General features: G+C 69.9%; 14 protein-coding genes and 4 tRNA genes. 7 read left to right on the forward strand and 11 right to left on the reverse strand.

The annotated features are described in order from the left end of the window. Nucleotides 1-22: 22 nt before the first annotated feature. Both ACI2K6_RS02915 and thrS read right to left on the reverse strand, forming a co-directional pair. Complete coding sequence (locus tag ACI2K6_RS02915) at nucleotides 23-580, reverse strand: HIT domain-containing protein (RefSeq protein ID WP_274177705.1); 558 nt, start codon at nucleotides 578-580, stop codon at nucleotides 23-25. Then, on the reverse strand, nucleotides 577-2,613 hold the full coding sequence (gene thrS, locus ACI2K6_RS02920) for a threonine--tRNA ligase (protein ID WP_274177704.1): 2,037 nt from the start codon (nucleotides 2,611-2,613) through the stop codon (nucleotides 577-579). Before thrS ends, ACI2K6_RS02915 begins: the two co-directional genes overlap by 4 nt. Before the next feature lie 198 nt (nucleotides 2,614-2,811). Here thrS and ACI2K6_RS02925 point away from each other — a divergent pair, with 198 nt between their 5' ends. After that, on the forward strand, nucleotides 2,812-3,972 hold the full coding sequence (locus tag ACI2K6_RS02925) for an SLC13 family permease (RefSeq protein ID WP_404568570.1): 1,161 nt from the start codon (nucleotides 2,812-2,814) through the stop codon (nucleotides 3,970-3,972). Nucleotides 3,973-4,011: 39 nt separating this feature from the next. Here ACI2K6_RS02925 and ACI2K6_RS02930 read toward each other — a convergent pair whose 3' ends face one another. From ACI2K6_RS02930 to ACI2K6_RS02945, 4 genes are all read right to left on the reverse strand, one after another. After that, the gene (locus ACI2K6_RS02930; protein ID WP_274177702.1) at nucleotides 4,012-4,518 is read right to left on the reverse strand and encodes a glycine cleavage system protein R; all 507 of its coding nucleotides are present in this window, start codon (nucleotides 4,516-4,518) and stop codon (nucleotides 4,012-4,014) included. 98 nt (nucleotides 4,519-4,616) lie between these two features. Next, nucleotides 4,617-4,688, reverse strand: a tRNA-Val gene (locus tag ACI2K6_RS02935). A gap of 27 nt (nucleotides 4,689-4,715) precedes the next feature. Continuing rightward, nucleotides 4,716-4,786, reverse strand: a tRNA-Cys gene (locus ACI2K6_RS02940). Nucleotides 4,787-4,841: 55 nt separating this feature from the next. Continuing rightward, nucleotides 4,842-4,913, reverse strand: a tRNA-Gly gene (locus ACI2K6_RS02945). A gap of 151 nt (nucleotides 4,914-5,064) precedes the next feature. On the opposite strand from ACI2K6_RS02945, the gene ACI2K6_RS02950 reads away from it, so the two are divergent. Next, a tRNA-Val gene (locus ACI2K6_RS02950) sits at nucleotides 5,065-5,141 on the forward strand. Nucleotides 5,142-5,297: 156 nt separating this feature from the next. On the opposite strand, the gene ACI2K6_RS02955 is transcribed toward ACI2K6_RS02950, so the two are convergent. The 4 genes from ACI2K6_RS02955 to zapE form a co-directional block, all read right to left on the reverse strand. Further along, nucleotides 5,298-6,032, reverse strand: a complete 735-nt coding sequence (locus ACI2K6_RS02955) for a VIT family protein (RefSeq protein WP_274177701.1) — start codon at nucleotides 6,030-6,032, stop codon at nucleotides 5,298-5,300. Nucleotides 6,033-6,168: 136 nt separating this feature from the next. Continuing rightward, nucleotides 6,169-6,732 carry a type II toxin-antitoxin system PemK/MazF family toxin gene (locus ACI2K6_RS02960; RefSeq protein WP_404568055.1) on the reverse strand — a complete coding sequence of 188 codons (564 nt, stop codon included), beginning with the start codon at nucleotides 6,730-6,732 and terminating at the stop codon, nucleotides 6,169-6,171. A gap of 184 nt (nucleotides 6,733-6,916) precedes the next feature. Then, nucleotides 6,917-8,185: an ammonium transporter gene (locus ACI2K6_RS02965; protein ID WP_112614198.1), complete on the reverse strand. Its 1,269-nt coding sequence runs from the start codon at nucleotides 8,183-8,185 to the stop codon at nucleotides 6,917-6,919. 165 nt (nucleotides 8,186-8,350) lie between these two features. Further along, a complete protein-coding gene (gene zapE, locus ACI2K6_RS02970) occupies nucleotides 8,351-9,379 on the reverse strand; it encodes a cell division protein ZapE (protein WP_404568056.1) in 1,029 nt (342 codons plus the stop codon). A gap of 33 nt (nucleotides 9,380-9,412) precedes the next feature. On the opposite strand from zapE, the gene ACI2K6_RS02975 reads away from it, so the two are divergent. Then, nucleotides 9,413-10,120: a dihydrofolate reductase family protein gene (locus tag ACI2K6_RS02975; protein WP_404568057.1), complete on the forward strand. Its 708-nt coding sequence runs from the start codon at nucleotides 9,413-9,415 to the stop codon at nucleotides 10,118-10,120. Here the strand turns inward: ACI2K6_RS02975 and ACI2K6_RS02980 are convergent. Next, complete coding sequence (locus ACI2K6_RS02980) at nucleotides 10,074-11,294, reverse strand: S9 family peptidase (RefSeq protein ID WP_274177697.1); 1,221 nt, start codon at nucleotides 11,292-11,294, stop codon at nucleotides 10,074-10,076. The genes ACI2K6_RS02975 and ACI2K6_RS02980 overlap by 47 nt on opposite strands. 25 nt (nucleotides 11,295-11,319) lie before the next feature. Between ACI2K6_RS02980 and ACI2K6_RS02985 the strand changes: the two genes are divergently transcribed. The 4 genes from ACI2K6_RS02985 to ACI2K6_RS03000 all read left to right on the forward strand — a co-directional run bounded on the left by ACI2K6_RS02985 (nucleotide 11,320) and on the right by ACI2K6_RS03000 (nucleotide 16,545). Next, nucleotides 11,320-11,910, forward strand: coding sequence for a DUF3000 domain-containing protein (locus ACI2K6_RS02985; protein WP_404568058.1), 591 nt, complete (start codon nucleotides 11,320-11,322; stop codon nucleotides 11,908-11,910). Further along, a complete protein-coding gene (locus tag ACI2K6_RS02990) occupies nucleotides 11,903-13,099 on the forward strand; it encodes a ribonuclease D (RefSeq protein WP_404568059.1) in 1,197 nt (398 codons plus the stop codon). The genes ACI2K6_RS02985 and ACI2K6_RS02990 overlap by 8 nt, the downstream gene beginning before the upstream one ends. A gap of 72 nt (nucleotides 13,100-13,171) precedes the next feature. Further along, on the forward strand, nucleotides 13,172-14,389 hold the full coding sequence (locus tag ACI2K6_RS02995; protein WP_112614188.1) for a thiolase family protein: 1,218 nt from the start codon (nucleotides 13,172-13,174) through the stop codon (nucleotides 14,387-14,389). Between the two features lie 11 nt (nucleotides 14,390-14,400). Further along, the gene (locus ACI2K6_RS03000; RefSeq protein ID WP_404568060.1) at nucleotides 14,401-16,545 is read left to right on the forward strand and encodes a 3-hydroxyacyl-CoA dehydrogenase NAD-binding domain-containing protein; all 2,145 of its coding nucleotides are present in this window, start codon (nucleotides 14,401-14,403) and stop codon (nucleotides 16,543-16,545) included. The last annotated feature ends 29 nt before the right edge of the window (nucleotides 16,546-16,574 follow it).

Raw genomic sequence — 16,574 nt, forward strand, 5'->3', positions numbered from 1 at the left:
GTGGAGCACGAGGAAGGAGTGGTCAGTCGGTCGGCCAGGCGCCCGCGACCGCTTCGCGGACCTCGCCGAGCAGCTGCGGGAGTGCCTTCGTCTTCGCGATGATCGGGAAGAAGTTCGCGTCGGTCGCCCACCGGGGCACGACGTGCTGGTGCAGGTGCCCGTCGACGCCGGCGCCCGCGACCGCGCCCTGATTCATCCCGAGGTTGAAACCGTCGCACCGCGACACCTCCCGCAGCACGCGCATGGCCGTCTGCGTCAGCGCGCCGATCTCGGCCACCTCCTCAGCGGTCGCGAGGTCGTACGTCGGGATGTGCCGGTACGGGCACACCAGCAGGTGACCCGAGTTGTACGGGAAGAGGTTCAGCAGCACGTAGGCGGTGCGCCCCCGCGCGACGATGAGGCCGTCGGCATCCGACTTGCCGGGCGCCGCGCAGAACGGGCACTCGTCGCGCAGCGGCTCGGGGCCGGCCTGGATGTACGCCATCCGGTGCGGTGTCCACAGCCGCTGGAACTCGTCGGGCACCCCGGCCAGGCGCGCGGCGTCCTCAATAGGGCGCGGGGTGTCCGACGAGCCGGTCACGCGAGCTGTCCCGCAGCGTCCAGGTGCTCCGCCGTGTCGACGAGCGTGCGGTTCGCGATGGCCGCCAGGATGCGCTCGACGGCTTCGTCCACGGCGACGCCGTTGGTCTGCGATCCGTCGCGGAAGCGGAACGAGACCGTGCCTCCGGCGCGGTCCTGTTCGCCCGCGATGAGCTGCAGCGGAACCTTCTGCGTGGTGTGGGTGCGGATCTTCTTCTGCATCCGGTCATCCGAGCGGTCGAGCTCGGCACGGACGCCGGCCTTGCGCAGACGCGAGACGATCTCCTGCAGGTACGGCGCGTAGTCGTCGGCGACGGGGATGCCGACGACCTGCACGGGCGCGAGCCAGACCGGGAAGGCACCCGCGTAGTGCTCGAGCAGGATCGCGAAGAAGCGTTCGATCGACCCGAACAGAGCACGGTGGATCATCACCGGGCGGTGCTTCTCGCCGTCAGGGCCGGTGTACTCGAGTTCGAAACGCTCGGGCTGGTTAAAATCGAGCTGGATGGTCGACATCTGCCAGGTGCGGCCGATCGCATCGCGGGCCTGCACCGAGATCTTCGGGCCGTAGAACGCGGCGCCGCCGGGATCCGGAACGAGCTCGAGACCCGACCCCTCGGCGACACGCCGGAGCGTCTCGGTCGCCTGCTGCCAGAGGGAGTCGTCGCCGATGAACTTCGGGTTGCCCTCCTCCTTCGTCGACAGCTCGAGGTAGAAGTCGTTGAGTCCGTAGTCGCGCAGAGTCTGCAGCACGAACTCGAGGCTCCGCACGAGCTCGTCCTCGACCTGGTCGGGGGTGACGTAGATGTGAGTGTCGTCCTGGGTCATGCCGCGCACGCGGGTGAGCCCCGAGAGGGTGCCGCTCTTCTCGTAGCGGTAGACAGACCCGAACTCGCTGAGCCGCAGCGGCAGCTCGCGGTAGCTGCGTCCGCGCGAGCGGAAGATCAGGTTGTGGAACGGGCAGTTCATCGGCTTGAGGTAGTACTCCTGCCCCTGCCGCGTCACGTTGCCCTCGGCGTCGACGGTCTCATCGAGCTTCATGGGCGGGTACATGCCGTCGGCATACCACTGCAGGTGGCCGCTCGTCATGAACAGATCGCCCTTGGTGATGTGCGGCGTGTTCACGACCTCGTAGTCGTTGGCGAGCAGCTGCTCGCGCATGTAGCGCTCGATCTCGTACCGGATGATGCCCCCCTTGGGGTGGAACACCGACAGACCAGGGCCGATCTCATCCGGGAACGAGAACAGGTCGAGTTCGACACCGAGCTTGCGGTGATCGCGACGGGCCGCCTCGGCCAGGCGCTCCTGATAGGCGCGAAGCTCGTCCTTCGACGGCCAGGCGGTGCCGTAGATGCGCTGCAGCTGCGGGTTCTTCTCGCTGCCGCGCCAGTAGGCGGCCGCCACCCGGGTCAGGTCCCAGCCGTTGCCGACCATACGGGTGCCGGGCACGTGCGGTCCGCGGCAGAGATCCTTCCAGGCGGTCTCCCCGTCGCGGGTGACGTTGTCGTAGATCGTCAGCTCACCGGCGCCGATCTCGGCCGACGCCCCCTCTGCCGCGTCAGCGCCCGACCCGGGGCCGCCGGCGAGGTCTACGAGCTCGAGCTTGAAGGGCTCGTCGGCGAGCTCGGCGCGCGCCTCGTCAGCGGTGACGACCCGGCGGACGAACCGCTGGTTCTCGCGGACGATGCGCTCCATCTCCTTCTTGATCGACTTGAGGTCCTCCGGAGTGAAGGGCTCATCGACGCCGAAGTCGTAGTAGAAGCCGTCCTCGATGGGCGGTCCGATTCCGAGGTTCGACTGCGGCCGGATGCGCTGCACGGCCTGGGCCAGCACGTGCGCCGTCGAGTGGCGGAGGATCGCGAGACCGTCGGGGCTCGATACGGTCACCGGCTCGACGGCATCCGTCTCGGCGACGACCGTCGCGAGGTCCTTCAGATCGCCGTTGACGCGCAGAGCGACGACGGAGCGGTCGGGGAAGAGGGCGAAGCCGTCGGCGGGGTACGACACGTCCGACGGGGAAACGACGTCAGTCAAGGGAACATCTCCAGATGGGTGGCTCGGATCAAGGCTACTCAGCTTCGGACGCTCGCCGCGTCCCGCCCGCTCAGGCCGAGAGCGTTCGGCCGGCGGCGACGAAGCGGGTGAGCACACGGGCTCCGATCCGGCGTCGTTCCATGCGTCGATCCTACTCGTGAGCGTCGTCGACTTCAGAGCGGGCCCCGAGGGCCCATGATGGATGCCGTGAAGCTCGCCATCGCCGGAGCCGCACTGCTGCTCGTGGCGGCGGGCGCGGTGGTCTCCGGCGTGCTGCCCCCGGACGATCTCGTCGGGATCGCCGAGCGTGTCGCCCCGATCCTCGCTTTCGTGGTCGCCGTCACGATCGTGGCGGAGCTGGCGGCGAAGGCCGGCGTGTTCGACGTCGCGGCCGGCCGGCTCGCCCGCGCCTCCCGGGGCCGGACCATTGTGCTCTGGCTCCTCGTCGTGGCGCTCGCCGTCCTCGCCACGGCCTTCCTCTCGCTCGACACGACCGCGGTGCTGCTCACCCCGGTCGTCGTCGCCGTCGCACGCGCCAACGGACTGCCGCCGCTGCCCTTCGCCTTCACAACGGTGTGGCTCGCGAACACCGCTTCGCTCGTGCTCCCCGTGTCGAACCTGACCAACCTGCTGGCCCTCAGCCGGCGGCCCGAGGGCGGCCCCCTGGCGTTCCTCGCGCTGATGGGGCCGTCTGCAGCCGTCGCGATCCTCGTGACGGTCGCGCTGCTGTTCGCCGTCCACCGGCGCTCGCTCGTCGGGCGCTTCGAGCCCGCGCCTGTGCCGCGCGTCACCGACCGGATGCAGCTGGTCGTGGCATCCGTCGTCGTCCTCGCACTCATGCCGGCCCTCGTCAGCGGGCTGGAGCCGTGGATCCCGGCGACGGTCGCCGCGATTCTGCTCATCGGACTCTTCGCATGGCGATCGCCCCGCGGGCTCTCCGCGCGCCTCGTCCCGTGGCAGCTGCTCGTGTTCGCGGCGGGACTGTTCACCGCCATGGCGGCGCTCGAGTCCCTCGGCTCCGCAGCGGTGGTGTCGCTGGTCGCCGGAGAGGCCGGCGGGCCGTTCGAGCTGTGGCGCATGGCGGGCACCGCCCTCGTCGCGGCGAACACCGTCGACAACCTGCCCGCGTACCTGCTGCTCGAGTCGGCGGCGGGAACCCCGGAGCGTCTCGGCGCGCTGCTCGTCGGTGTCAATGCGGGACCGCTCATCACCCCGTGGGCGTCGCTCGCGACGCTGCTCTGGCACGAGCGGCTGCACGCGGTGGGTGTCGACGTCCCCTGGCGGCGCTTCATCCTCTGGGGCCTCGTCGCGGCACCGCTCGTCGTCGGCTTGTCGGTCCTGCCGCTCGCGCTGCGCTGAGCCACCTCGCCCGGCCGTAGCCGCCAGAGGTGTCGAGGCTCACGTCAGGGTGAGGTCGACCTGGATCTCACCCGCGAGACGCTCGAGGTCCGCCACGATGTCGGCGGCGTCGAACTCCGCGGGCAGGCGGACCACGAGAGTCGCCTCGAACAGCGTGCCGCCCGCCATCGGAGCGTCGAGGGTGCGGCTGGTCAGCGCGTCGATGCTCAGCGCGTGGGCGCCGATCGCGTCGCTCACCTCGCGCACGATTCCGGGACGGTCGTTGCCGAGCACCGTGAAACGCAGCACCTGCCCGCTCGCGACGACTGGCGTCAACGGCTGGTGGGTCGTGATGCGCAGCAAGCCGTCCAGACGCTCGAGCGCCTCGACGAGGCCGGCCTCGCGATCGGCGGGCACCTCCACCAGCACGATCCCTGCGAAGGCGCCGGCGAGCTCCGCGAGTTCGCTGCGCTCCCAGTTGCCGCCGTGCGCGGCGACGGTGTCGGCGAGCATGCGGACAAGTCCGACCCGGTCGTCTCCAACGACGGTGAGCACGAGCTGAGTCATGGCGCCGAGCCTAACCGGCGGAGAACTCCGGCGCAGCGGAGACCCAGGTCACCGACCCGCAAACGACAAAACCCCCGGCAGAACCGGGGGTTTCTCGGTGCGCGATACTGGGATCGAACCAGTGACCTCTTCCGTGTCAGGGAAGCGCGCTACCGCTGCGCCAATCGCGCCTATACAGGCTGTTCAGTTATGAGGCGAGGTGGCGACGGGATTCGAACCCGTGTAAACGGCTTTGCAGGCCGGTGCCTAGCCGCTCGGCCACGCCACCGTGTGTGGTTCTGACCCACGTGCCGGATCTCCCTGACGGGAGATCCTCGCACTCGAGCGGATGACGAGATTCGAACTCGCGACCCTCACCTTGGCAAGGTGATGCGCTACCACTGCGCTACATCCGCATTTCGTTCCGGATCGCTCCGGCACTTGTTAAACATTAGCCGACGATCGCACGAGTGCAAAACCGGCGTCGCCCCGCGCGTGTCTCGCCGCCGCGTTCGGGAACCGTCGCGGCATCCGGTATGCTCGTGTCTCGGCCCTCACGGGCCAGATGGGCGATTGGCGCAGTTGGTTAGCGCGCTTCCTTCACACGGAAGAGGTCGTGGGTTCGAGTCCCGCATCGCCCACCACCCCGCCCCGGCTCTCACAGCCGGGGCGTTTTTCGTTGGGCGTGCACTCTGCGGACGGCGAGGACGCACCAAGGCCGCGAGCACGCACCGAACACCATGCGTCCTCGCGTCAGCGGTGCGTTCTCTCCGCGCTCGACATCGCACGCGGGAGCCGGGTCAGACGGCACCGGAGACGCCGAGGAGCGAGCCCACCGTGAAGGTCGCGATCAGCGCGAGTGCCCCTCCGACGACGACCCGGATGACGGGGCGAAGCGGCGGACTGTCGCCGAGACGCGCGCTCAGGTAGCCGGTGAGAGCGAGAGCGATGAGGACCGCGACGAAAGTGACGGGAACCCGGATGCCGGCGGGCGGCAGGAGGATCGCGAGGAGCGGCAGCAGCGCGCCGATGGTGAAGGCCAGCGCACTCGCTCCGGCCGCCGACCACGGACTGACGACCTCGTCCTCGGTCAGCCCCAGCTCGGCCTCGAGGTGCGCGGCGACCACATCGTGCTCGGTCAGTTCCTCCGCCACCCGTCGCGCGGTCTCGGGCGAGAGCCCGCGCTGCTCGTAGAGCCCCGCCAGCTCTATGAGCTCCGCCTCGGGGTCCTCGGCGAGCTCGCGGCGCTCCTTGGTGATCATCGCCCGCTGACTGTCGCTCTGACTGCTGACCGAGACGTACTCGCCGAGCGCCATGGAGATCGCGCCGCCCACGAGGCCCGCGACGCCGGCGGCGAAGATCGGTGCGGCACCCGTCGTCGCCCCCGCGACACCGACGACCAGGGCCGCGGTCGACACGATGCCGTCATTCGCGCCCAGGACGCCCGCGCGCAACCAGTTCAGCCGCCCCGACATGGACGACGCGTGCGGCTCCCCCGGGTGCGCCCCCGGGGCCGCCGAGAACGATTCGCTCATGACGCCATGAAACCACCCGTGCGGCGATCACGGCAGGCCCCCATGCGCCGAGGACGCACCGTCTCCGCGAGAGCGCACGCTCCCCGGCACGTCCTCGCCGAGAGGGTGCGCTTTCGAGGCGCCGAGCCGGCGCGGGTCAGCGCGCGGCGCGCCAGCCGTAGCGCTGCGAGAGGGCTTGCGCGACCCGACCGTAGGTCGCGCGGTCGAGGGCGCCGGCCGTGCGGCGGATGCCGCTCGTGGGCACGAGGTAGATCTGGTCGACGTCGAGCCACGATGGTCGCCGCTCGCGGTCCCAGTCCCCCGTCCCGAGCGGGATGTGGTCGCGCTCGCCGTCGTGCGGCTTGCTCGTGAGCTTCATGGCCCAGCTGCGGCCACTGTCGGCGCGTGCGAGGACGAGCAGCGGGCGATCCTTGCCGCGCGCGGCATCCTCCGCATACGGAACCCACGCCCAGACGATCTCGCCGGGATCGGGTTGCCCGTCGGGCGTCGGCTCGTAAGCCAGACGCAGGCTGCGCGCATCGGGCAGCGCCACCTCGACGACGGATGCCGCGCCCGCGACCCCTCCGCCCGACGCGGACGGCATGTTGGGGCGAGCCGGCGTGACGGTCCCCGGCCGCGGACGCGCAGCGGCCGGCCGACCCGAGTCACCCGCCGTCCGACGCGGTCGCAGCAGGTCCCACACACGCGAAAGCACACCCATGCGCCCAAACCTACCCAGCTCGCGAGGCGCGCCACCCCATCTCCCCCTCCGCTTCACCTGGCAGCTCGCGCCGCTTCACCTCTCGCGAAGCGGCGCCGCCTGCCAACCGAGCGCCAACGAGAAACAGGGCGGGACACCGCGGATCACTCCGCGATGCCCCGCCCGGGTCAGAGCCGAGGTCTGATCAGACCTTCGCGTCCGAGAGGGTGTAGCCGACCTCGCCGTGCATGACCGTGTCGATGCCGGCGATCTCGTCCTCGTTCTTCACGCGGAAGCCGATGGTCTTCTCGATCGCGAAGCCGATGATGAAGGCCAGCACGAAGGAGTAGACGAGGACAGCGAGGGCCGCGATCGCCTGGACGATCAGCTGGCTGGCGTCGCCGCCCATGAACAGGCCCGTGCCGTTGGCGAAGAAGCCGAGGTAGAGCGTTCCGATGAGGCCGCCGACGAGGTGGATGCCCACGACGTCGAGCGAGTCGTCGAAGCCGAGCTTGTACTTCAGCTCGATCGCCAGGGCGCAGGCGGCACCGGCGATGAGGCCGAGCACGATCGCCCAGATGGGGTCCACCGAGGCGCACGCCGGGGTGATGGCGACGAGGCCCGCGACAGCGCCCGACGCGGCGCCGACGGAGGTGGGCTTGCCGTCCTTGATCTTCTCGACGAGCAGCCAGGCCAGGAGAGCCGCGGCGGGAGCGGCGATCGTGTTGATGAAGGCGAGCGCGGCGGTGCCGTCGGCAGCGAGCTCGGAGCCCGCGTTGAAGCCGAACCAGCCGAACCACAGCAGGCCGGCGCCGAGGAGCACGAACGGCGGGTTGTGGGGAACGTGGACGCCCTTCTGGAAGCCGACGCGCTTGCCGAGGACCAGGGCGAGGGCGAGAGCCGCAGCACCGGCGTTGATGTGCACCGCGGTACCACCGGCGAAGTCGATCGCCCCGACGCCGAAGACATCCTGCAGGCCCTTGGTGATCCAGCCGCCGTATTCGAACGAGCCGTCATCAGCGAGGCCGAAGTTGAAGACCCAGCTCGCGACGGGGAAGTAGACGATCGTCGCCCAGACGCCGGCGAACAGCATCCACGCACCGAATTTGGCGCGGTCGGCGATGGCGCCCGAGACGAGCGCGACGGTGAGGATCGCGAAGGTCGCCTGGAAGCACACGAAGGCCATCGGCGGGAAGTCGGCGTCGGCGGGCGTCTCGAGCAGGCTGCTCAGACCGATCGCGCTCCAGTCGATCGACCAGGGGGCGACGGTTCCCTCAGCGCCGGGGAAGGCGATGGCGTAGCCGAAGAGCACCCAGAGGACGCCGATGAGCCCGAGGGCGCCGAAGCTCATCATCATCATGCTGATGACGCTCTTGGCCTTGACGAGACCGCCGTAGAAGAACGCGAGTCCTGGCGTCATCAGCAGGACGAATGCGGCCGCGATGAGTATGAATGCGGTGTTGCCTTGATCCATCTCGAAGGGAACCTCTCTGCAGGGACGCAGGTGTAGCGTCGGGTCCCCTCAGTGTCGAGGCGCTCAGTTTCCCCCGACGGCGCAGTCGTGTTTCCGAACGGTTACGCTGCCGCTCCCCCGGTAAACATCAGGTTTCCTCGCGCCGCACGACTCCTGCACAGGCGCTCAGGAGTGGGTGAGAGCCACGAGGCGCGAGATGGCGCGCAGGTACTTCTTGCGGTATCCCCCGCCGAGCATCTCGTCGCCGAACACCTCGTCGAGCGGACGCCCCGTCGCGCGGATCGGGATCTGCGCGTCGTAGGCGCGGTCGACGAACGCGACGAAGCGCAGGGCGGCCGACTGGTCCGTCAACTGCGTCACGTCACGCAGGCCGATCGTGGCGATGTCATCGACGAGACGGATGTAGCGCGAGGGGTGGACGGTCGCGAGGTGCGCGATGACGTCGGCGAACGCGTCGTCCGAGACGAGTCCGGATGCCGCGGCCTCCGCGATCGTCGCCTCGTATTCATCGGGCGCGAGTGCGACGGCGTGCCCGTCGACGGCACGCTGCCGGTAGTCGGTGCCGTCGATCCGGATCGTCTGGAAGCTCGCCGACATCGCGTGGATCTCGCGCAGGAAGTCCTGAGCGGCGAATCGCCCCTCGCCCAGCGCGTTCGGCGGCGTGTTCGAGGTCGCCGCGAGACGCGTGCCCGACGCGACGAGCTCGCCGAGGAGCCGCGTCATCACCATCGTGTCGCCCGGGTCGTCGAGCTCGAACTCGTCGATGCAGAGCAGATCGGCCCCGCGGAGGAGCTGCACGGTGTTCTGGTAGCCGACGGCCCCTACGAGCGCGGTGTACTCGATGAACGACCCGAAGTACTTCCGGCGTGCCTGCATCGCGTGATAGATCGCGGCGAGCAGGTGGGTCTTGCCGACGCCGAAGCCGCCGTCGAGATAGACGCCGGGCTTCGTCTCGGGCACCTTCTTCGCACGGCGGAACAGTCCCCCGCGCGCCGCGGGGGCGCCGCCCCCGGCGAACGCCTCGAGGAGGTCCTTCGCCTCTTGCTGCGACGGGTACTGCGGGTCGGCCCGGTACGAATCGAACGTCGCCGCGTCGAACTGCGGCGGCGGCACCAGGGCGGCGAGCATCTCGGTGCCGCTCACCTCGGGACGGCGGTCGCTGAGGCGCAGGATTCCGGCGGATGTGCTCGTCACGGATCAACCCTAACCGCGTGAAAGGATGACGCCGTGCGTGTGACCGAGATGCTTCCGGAAACCAGCGAAAGCGCCGATTCCGCGACGGATGACGGACGGGCGTGGCTCGAGCGGCGCTACCGGCGAGCGCCGGGCGCGTACGTCCGCCTGAACATGGTGACCACCCTCACCGGGTCGGCTTCCGGCGGTGACGGGACGAGCGACACCATCACGAGCCCGACCGACCGCAGCATCCTCGGCATCATCCGCCGGGATGCCGACGTCGTCGTCGTGGGCGCGGAGAGCGTCCGGGCCGAGGGCTACGTCGTCCCGCGCACCGCTGCCCTCGCGATCGTCTCGCGGTCGGGGCGTCTCGACGGCCACCGCCTGACCGAGGCCGAGGCCGGGCGCGTCGTCCTCGTCGTCCCCGACGGCATCCACCCCGAGGCGCCCGCCGGGGTCACCGTCGTCACCGCTGGCCGCGGTCCCGATCTGTCCCCAGACGACGTGCTGGCCGCCCTGTCGGCCCGCGGCTGGGAGCGCGTCGTCTGCGAGGGAGGACCGACCCTCGCAGCGCAGTTCGTCGCCGCGGGCGTGGTCGACGAGATCTGCCTCACGGTCGCGCCACGGATCGGCCCCGTCCGGCATCCGGTCCTGCCGGTCGCCGACGACGCGCCGACCGCCGTCGCGGGCGCCCTGATGGATGCCGCGGGCTTCAGCTATCTACGGCTGAGCGTCGGCGCTCGAGCCACTCGCGGATGACCGAAGTCCACCGTTCGGGGTCGTAGTTCCACAGCTTCGTGTGCCGGGCGGTCCGGAACACCTCGAGCTCGACGAGGTCGGGACGCGCCTCCGCCAGCTGATACGACGCGTCCGCGGGGACGAAGCCGTCGTCGTCGCTGTGCAGGATGAGGATCGGATGCCGCAGCTCGGCTGCACGCGCGACCACGTCGAGCCGGTCGAACGGTATCGGCGTGTTCAGCCCGACGACCCGCGAGCCCCACTCACTGTCCAGTGCCCGCACGGCCGTGCTCGCGACCGGCCCCGGGATGCGCAGCAGGTGCGCCTGGTAGTCGAGCACGATGCGCCAGTCGATCGCCGGCGATTCGAGCACGACTCCGGCGATGATGTCGCGATGGGCCGAGTTGAGTGCCACCTGGAGGGCGATCGCGCCGCCCATCGACCAGCCCATGAGGAAGATCCGGCGCGCGCCGCGGCGGCGGGCCGCTCCGATCGCGGCATCCACGTCGCGCCATTCGGTCGCGCCGAGCATGTACGTGCCCGAGCGACTGCGCGGCGCCTCGCCGTCGTTGCGATACGACACCAGCAGGGATGAGACACCGGCGGCGTGGAACACCGGCACCGCGCGGAGCGTCTCGGTCCGCGTCGTACCACGTCCGTGGATCTGAATGACCCAGGTGTCGCTCGGCGCTCCGGTTTCGTCCGTGGCCGGGAAGAACCATGCCGGGCAGGGTCCGAGCGGGGACCCGACGAGCTCGGAGTGGTACGGCAGGTGCAGCTCCGCAGGATCGGAGTAGTACCAGCCGCTGAACGCGGCAGCAGCCGACAGCCGGTCGTCGGTTCCGATCTGCGTGAGCAGCTTGCGCTTGACCGAACTCTCGTCCAGAGCCAGCACGGCACCGACCTTGACGTACGACGCGGTGCCCGTCGTGAACAGCCCGTATCGACCGGGGAGCTCGGTGTCTGGGGTGCGCGAGAGGGTGAGCGTCTGCGCGGCAACGTCGACGGCGAGCAGTTCCGTATCGGGCACCCGCCCCGCGGGCGTCACGACTCTGCGAGCTACGCGCATCGACACGGTGCCGAGCGCCGCGAGCGAGATACCGAGGGCTCCGGCGAGCGCCGCGATCGTCGTCTTCGCGGCGGTGGCTGCTGCGGGAGATGCGCCCGCAGCCCCGGCGCGCCTGGAACCCATCATCGAGGCCTCACTCTAGTCTGTCGACGTGGCCGATTCCCGTCCTCCCGCCGACGCGACGGCATTCGTCGTCGCTCGCGATGCGGTGCTGGCGATGACGTTCCGCGACGACCTCGTGGTGCGCGAGATCCCCGCACCGACCGGGCTCGCGCCGGAGGCCCTCGCACTCGCGGGCGATGTGCGGCCCGAGGATCACGCCGTCGACTCCCCCTACGGCGTCGGGCGCATCGTCATCCTCCACGACGACGACGAGCCCGACGCCTGGGGCGGTCCGTGGCGCATCGTCGCTTTCGCTCAGGCGCCGCTCGAACCCGAGATCGGAGTCGATCCGCTTCTCGCCGAGGTCGCCTGGTCATGGCTGATCGACGCTCTCGATCACCGCGACGCCTCGTTCCACTCGGTTTCGGGGACCGCGACGAAGACACTCTCGCGCGGCTTCGGGAGCCTTGCCGAGGAGGGCGACGGTGCGCAGATCGAGCTGCGCGCCTCGTGGACCCCCGTCGGAGACATCACCGCCCACATCGACGCCTGGGCGGAACTGACCTGCATGCTGGCCGGCCTTCCTCCGGGGTCGGAGGGCGTCGCCGTTTTCGGAGCACGCCGGGGGAACCGTGGCTGAATACACCGTCATCGCCGATGACGCCGGACTCGAACGCGCCGCGGAACTGCTCGCGGCCGGTGACGGCCCTGTCGCCGTCGACGTCGAACGGGCGTCGGGCTTCCGATACTCGCAACGCGCCTATCTCATCCAGGTGTTCCGCCGCGGCGCGGGCGTGCACCTGTTCGACCCGCCGGCGATCTCGACCTTCGCGCCCCTCCAGGCAGCGATCGGCGAGATCGAGTGGGTGCTGCATGCCGCGAGCCAAGACCTGCCTTCGCTGCGCGAGGCCGGCCTCGACCCGACATCGATCTTCGACACCGAGCTGGCCGCACGGCTGCTGGGCCACGCCCGCGTCGGGCTCGGCGCCGTGGTCGAGGACACGCTGGGCATCGTCCTCGCGAAAGCGCACTCGGCCGCCGACTGGTCGACGCGCCCGCTGCCGCAATCGTGGCTCGAGTACGCCGCTCTCGACGTCGAGCACCTGATCGACGTCCGCGACGTGCTCGCCCGCGAGCTCGAGGCCCAGGGCAAGGTCGAGTTCGCGGCCCAGGAGTTCCAAGCCGTGCTCGACCGGCCGGTCAAGCCGCCCCGCGAGGATCCGTGGCGCCGACTCAGCGGCCTGCACACCATTCGCGGCCGGCGTGCCCTCGCCGTCGCTCGTGCGCTGTGGACCGCGCGCGAGGAGTACGCCCGCGAGCAGGACATCGCTCCCGGCCGGCTCGTCCCCGACCGTGCGCTCGTCGCGGCGCTCGCCGCCGACCCGAAGACGAAGCAGGACCTGGCGAAGGTCAAGGACTTCACCGGCCGCGCGAGCCGCTCGCAGCTCGACCGCTGGTGGGCGGCCTTCGAGGCGGGCCGGGCCGAGCAGTCGCTGCCGCCGGACCGGCTGCCCGGCGACGGACTTCCGCCGGTGCGGGCCTGGGTCGACCGGAACCCTCCCGCCAACGCCCGCCTGAAGGCGGCGAAGCCACTCGTCGAGCAACGTGCCGAGGAGCTGTCGATGCCCACGGAGAACCTGCTCACGCCCGAGCTCCTGCGCCGCGTGGCGTGGGCGCCGCCGGCCGAGATCTCCGCCGAGACGGTCGGCGCAGCACTCGCCGAGCTCGGCGCACGTCCGTGGCAGATTGAGCAGACCGCACAGGTGATCGCGCAAGCCTTTGTGGATTCCGTGAACGGGGATGCCGCGCCCTCCTCGAGCGGTTCGTAGGTTCGATCCAACCGATTTTCCCGGCCTCCCCGGCTCTCTAGGCTGGAGTCGATCCCATCTTCTGGAGGCAAAGTGGCCGAGATCTCGGACGTCTACTTCATCGACGGCATGCGTACCCCGTTCGGGCGCGCCGGCGAGAAGGGCATGTACTGGAACACCCGAGCGGACGACCTCGTCGTCAAAGCGATCCGGGGCGTGATCGAACGCAACCCCGATGTGCCGCTCGACCGGATCGATGACGTGGCGATCGCCGCGACGACGCAGCAGGGCGATCAGGGCCTGACCCTCGGCCGCACTGCGGCGATCCTCGCCGGCCTTCCGCAGAGCGTGCCGGGCTTCGCCATCGACCGCATGTGCGCAGGCGCGATGACCAGCGTCACCACGATGGCCGGGTCGATCGGCATCGGCATGTACGACCTCGCCCTCGCGGGCGGCGTCGAGCACATGGGCCGCCACCCGCTCGGCGGCGGAGACACCGACCCCAATCCCCGCTTCCTCACCGAGAAGCTCGTCAGCGCAGATGCCCTGAACATGGGCATCACCGCCGAGCGCCTGCACGACCGCTTCCCGGTCCTCACGAAGGAGCGCGCCGACCGGTTCGGCATGCGCAGCCAGCAGAAGGCGCAGGCCGCGTACGACGCCGGCAAGCTGCAGCCCGACCTCGTTCCCGTCGCGGTGAAGTCCGCGGACGGCGCGTGGGGCCTCGCGACCGAGGATGAGGGGCGCCGGCCCGAGACCACCATGGAGGGCCTCGCGCAGCTGAAGACCCCCTTCCGGCCGCACGGCCGCGTCACCGCGGGTACCTCGTCGCCCCTCACCGATGGCGCGACCATCAGCCTTCTCGCCGGCTCGCGCGCGGTCAAGGAGCTGGGGCTCACCCCGAAGATGCGGATGGTCTCGTTCGGCTTCGCCGGCGTCCAGCCCGAGGTGATGGGCATCGGCCCCATCCCCTCGACCGAGAAGGCGCTCGCCAAGGCCGGCCTGACGATCGACGACATCGGGCTCTTCGAGCTCAACGAGGCGTTCGCGGTGCAGGTGCTCTCGCTGCTCGACCACTTCGGCATCGACGACGACGATCCGCGCGTCAACCCGTGGGGCGGCGCGATCGCGGTCGGTCACCCCCTGGCGGCATCCGGTGTGCGTCTGATGATCCAGCTCGCCGCGCAGTTCGCCGAGCGCCCCGACGTCCGCTACGGCCTCACCGCGATGTGCGTGGGCCTTGGCCAGGGCGGATCCGTGATCTGGGAGAACCCCCACTACACCGGCAAGAAGAAGACCGCGAAGAAGTGAGGCGCGCCGACATGACCTACGACGACATCGACTTCTCCCCCCTCGACGCCCTCACCGGTGACGAGGTCGTCACGCATTCGCTGGTGCGCGATGTCCGGCTCGCCTCGGGCCGCACGCTGGCGCTCATCACCCTCGACAACGGACGAGACCACACCCGGCCGAACACGCTCGGTCCGGCGACGCTCGCCGAGCTGGGCGGCGTGCTCGACACGCTCGCCGCCCGTGCGGCGGCCGGGGAGATCGACGCCGTCGGCATCACCGGCAAGCAGTACATCCTCGCTGCGGGCGCCGACCTCTCCGATGTCTCACGGTTGCCCTCGAAGGAAATCGCGAAGCTCGTCGCGCAGCGCGGGCACCAGGTGCTCGGGCGTCTGTCGCAGCTGGGCGTCCCTTCCTTTGCTTTCGTGAACGGCCTCGCCCTCGGCGGCGGTCTCGAGATCGCGCTCAACAGCACCTACCGCACCGTGGACGCCTCCGCCGCGGCGATCGCGCTGCCCGAGGTCTTCCTCGGGCTCATCCCGGGCTGGGGAGGCGCCTACCTGCTGCCGAACCTCATCGGGATCGAGAACGCGCTCGAAGTGGTCATCAGCAATCCGCTCAAGCAGAACCGCGTGCTCAAGCCGCAGCAGGCGTACGACCTGGGCATCATGGACGCGATCTTCCCCGCGGTGAGCTACCTCGAGGACTCGCTCGCCTGGGCCGACCGCGTGCTGTCGGGCGCCGTCTCGGTCACGCGCAAGAACGAGCCCGGCAAGCTCGAGCGCCTGACCAAGTGGCCGATCGCCGTCAAGGTTGCCCGCGGCATGCTCGAGTCGAAGATCGGCACCGTCCCGAAGGCCCCCTACCTGGCCCTCGAGCTGCTTGAGAAGGCCCGCGGCGGCTCACGCGACGAAGGCTTCGCCCGCGAGGACGACGCTCTGGCCGAACTGATCTCGGGTGACCAGTTCGCCGCGTCGATGTACGCCTTCGACCTGGTGCAGAAGCGCGCGAAGCGGCCGGTCGGCGCTCCCGACAAGGCGCTGGCGAAGAAGGTGACGAAGGTCGGCGTCATCGGCGCGGGCCTCATGGCCAGCCAGTTCGCGCTGCTGTTCGTCCGCAAGCTCCAGGTGCCCGTGCTCATCACGGACCTCGATCAGGCGCGCGTCGACAAGGGGCTCGCCTACATCCGCGACGAGATCGGCAAGCTCGAGGCGAAGGGCCGCATCGATTCCGACACGGCGGGCAAGCTCCGCTCGCTCGTGCACGGCACGGTCGACAAGAGCGAGTACGCCGACTGCGACTTCGTCATCGAGGCGGTGTTCGAGGAGGTCGGGGTCAAGCAGCAGGTCTTCGGCGAGATCGAGAAGATCATCGCCGACGACGCGATCCTCGCGACGAACACCTCGTCGCTGTCCGTGGCGGAGATCGGCGCGAAGCTCGCCCACCCCGAGCGTCTCGTCGGCTTCCACTTCTTCAACCCCGTCGCGGTCATGCCGCTGATCGAGGTCGTGAAGACATCGCAGACGACGGATGCTGCCCTGTCAACCGCGTTCGTCGTCGCGAAGGGCCTCGGCAAGAACGCCGTCCTGACAGCCGACGCGCCCGGCTTCGTCGTGAACCGACTGCTGGCGAAAGTCATGGGCGAGGCGGCGCGTGCCGTCTACGAGGGCACGCCGGTCGCCGATGTCGAGAAGGCCTTCGCGCCGCTCGGGCTGCCGATGGGGCCCTTCCAGCTCATCGACCTCGTCGGCTGGAAGGTCGCCGCACACGTGCAGGACACGATGACCTCGGCGTTCCCCGACCGCTTCTATGCGAACGAGAACTTCCACCAGCTCGCGGAACTGCCCGAGGTCGTCGAGAAGGACAAGGGAGGACGGGTCACCGGCTTCACCAAGGCCGCGGAGAAGATCGCGAAGAAGGCGACGGGTTCGTCGCCGGTCGCGGCCGACACGATCCTCCAGCGCGTTCAGGACGGCCTGGCGCAGGAGATCAAGCTCATGCTCGACGAGGGCGTCGTTCCCGAGGTCCAGGACATCGACCTGTGTCTCATCCTGGGCGCCGGCTGGCCGTTCGTCGACGGCGGTGCTTCGCCCTACCTCGATCGGGAGGGCGCATCGGAGCGGGCGTTCGGCGACACGTTCCACCACCCGCCCATCCGCGGGATCGCGAACCGCTGACAGCCAGCGCTGCACCGCCGACGAGGACC

Origin of the sequence: Microbacterium sp. NPDC006705 (assembly GCF_044903545.1) — a bacterium.
GTDB lineage: Bacteria > Actinomycetota > Actinomycetes > Actinomycetales > Microbacteriaceae > Microbacterium > Microbacterium plantarum.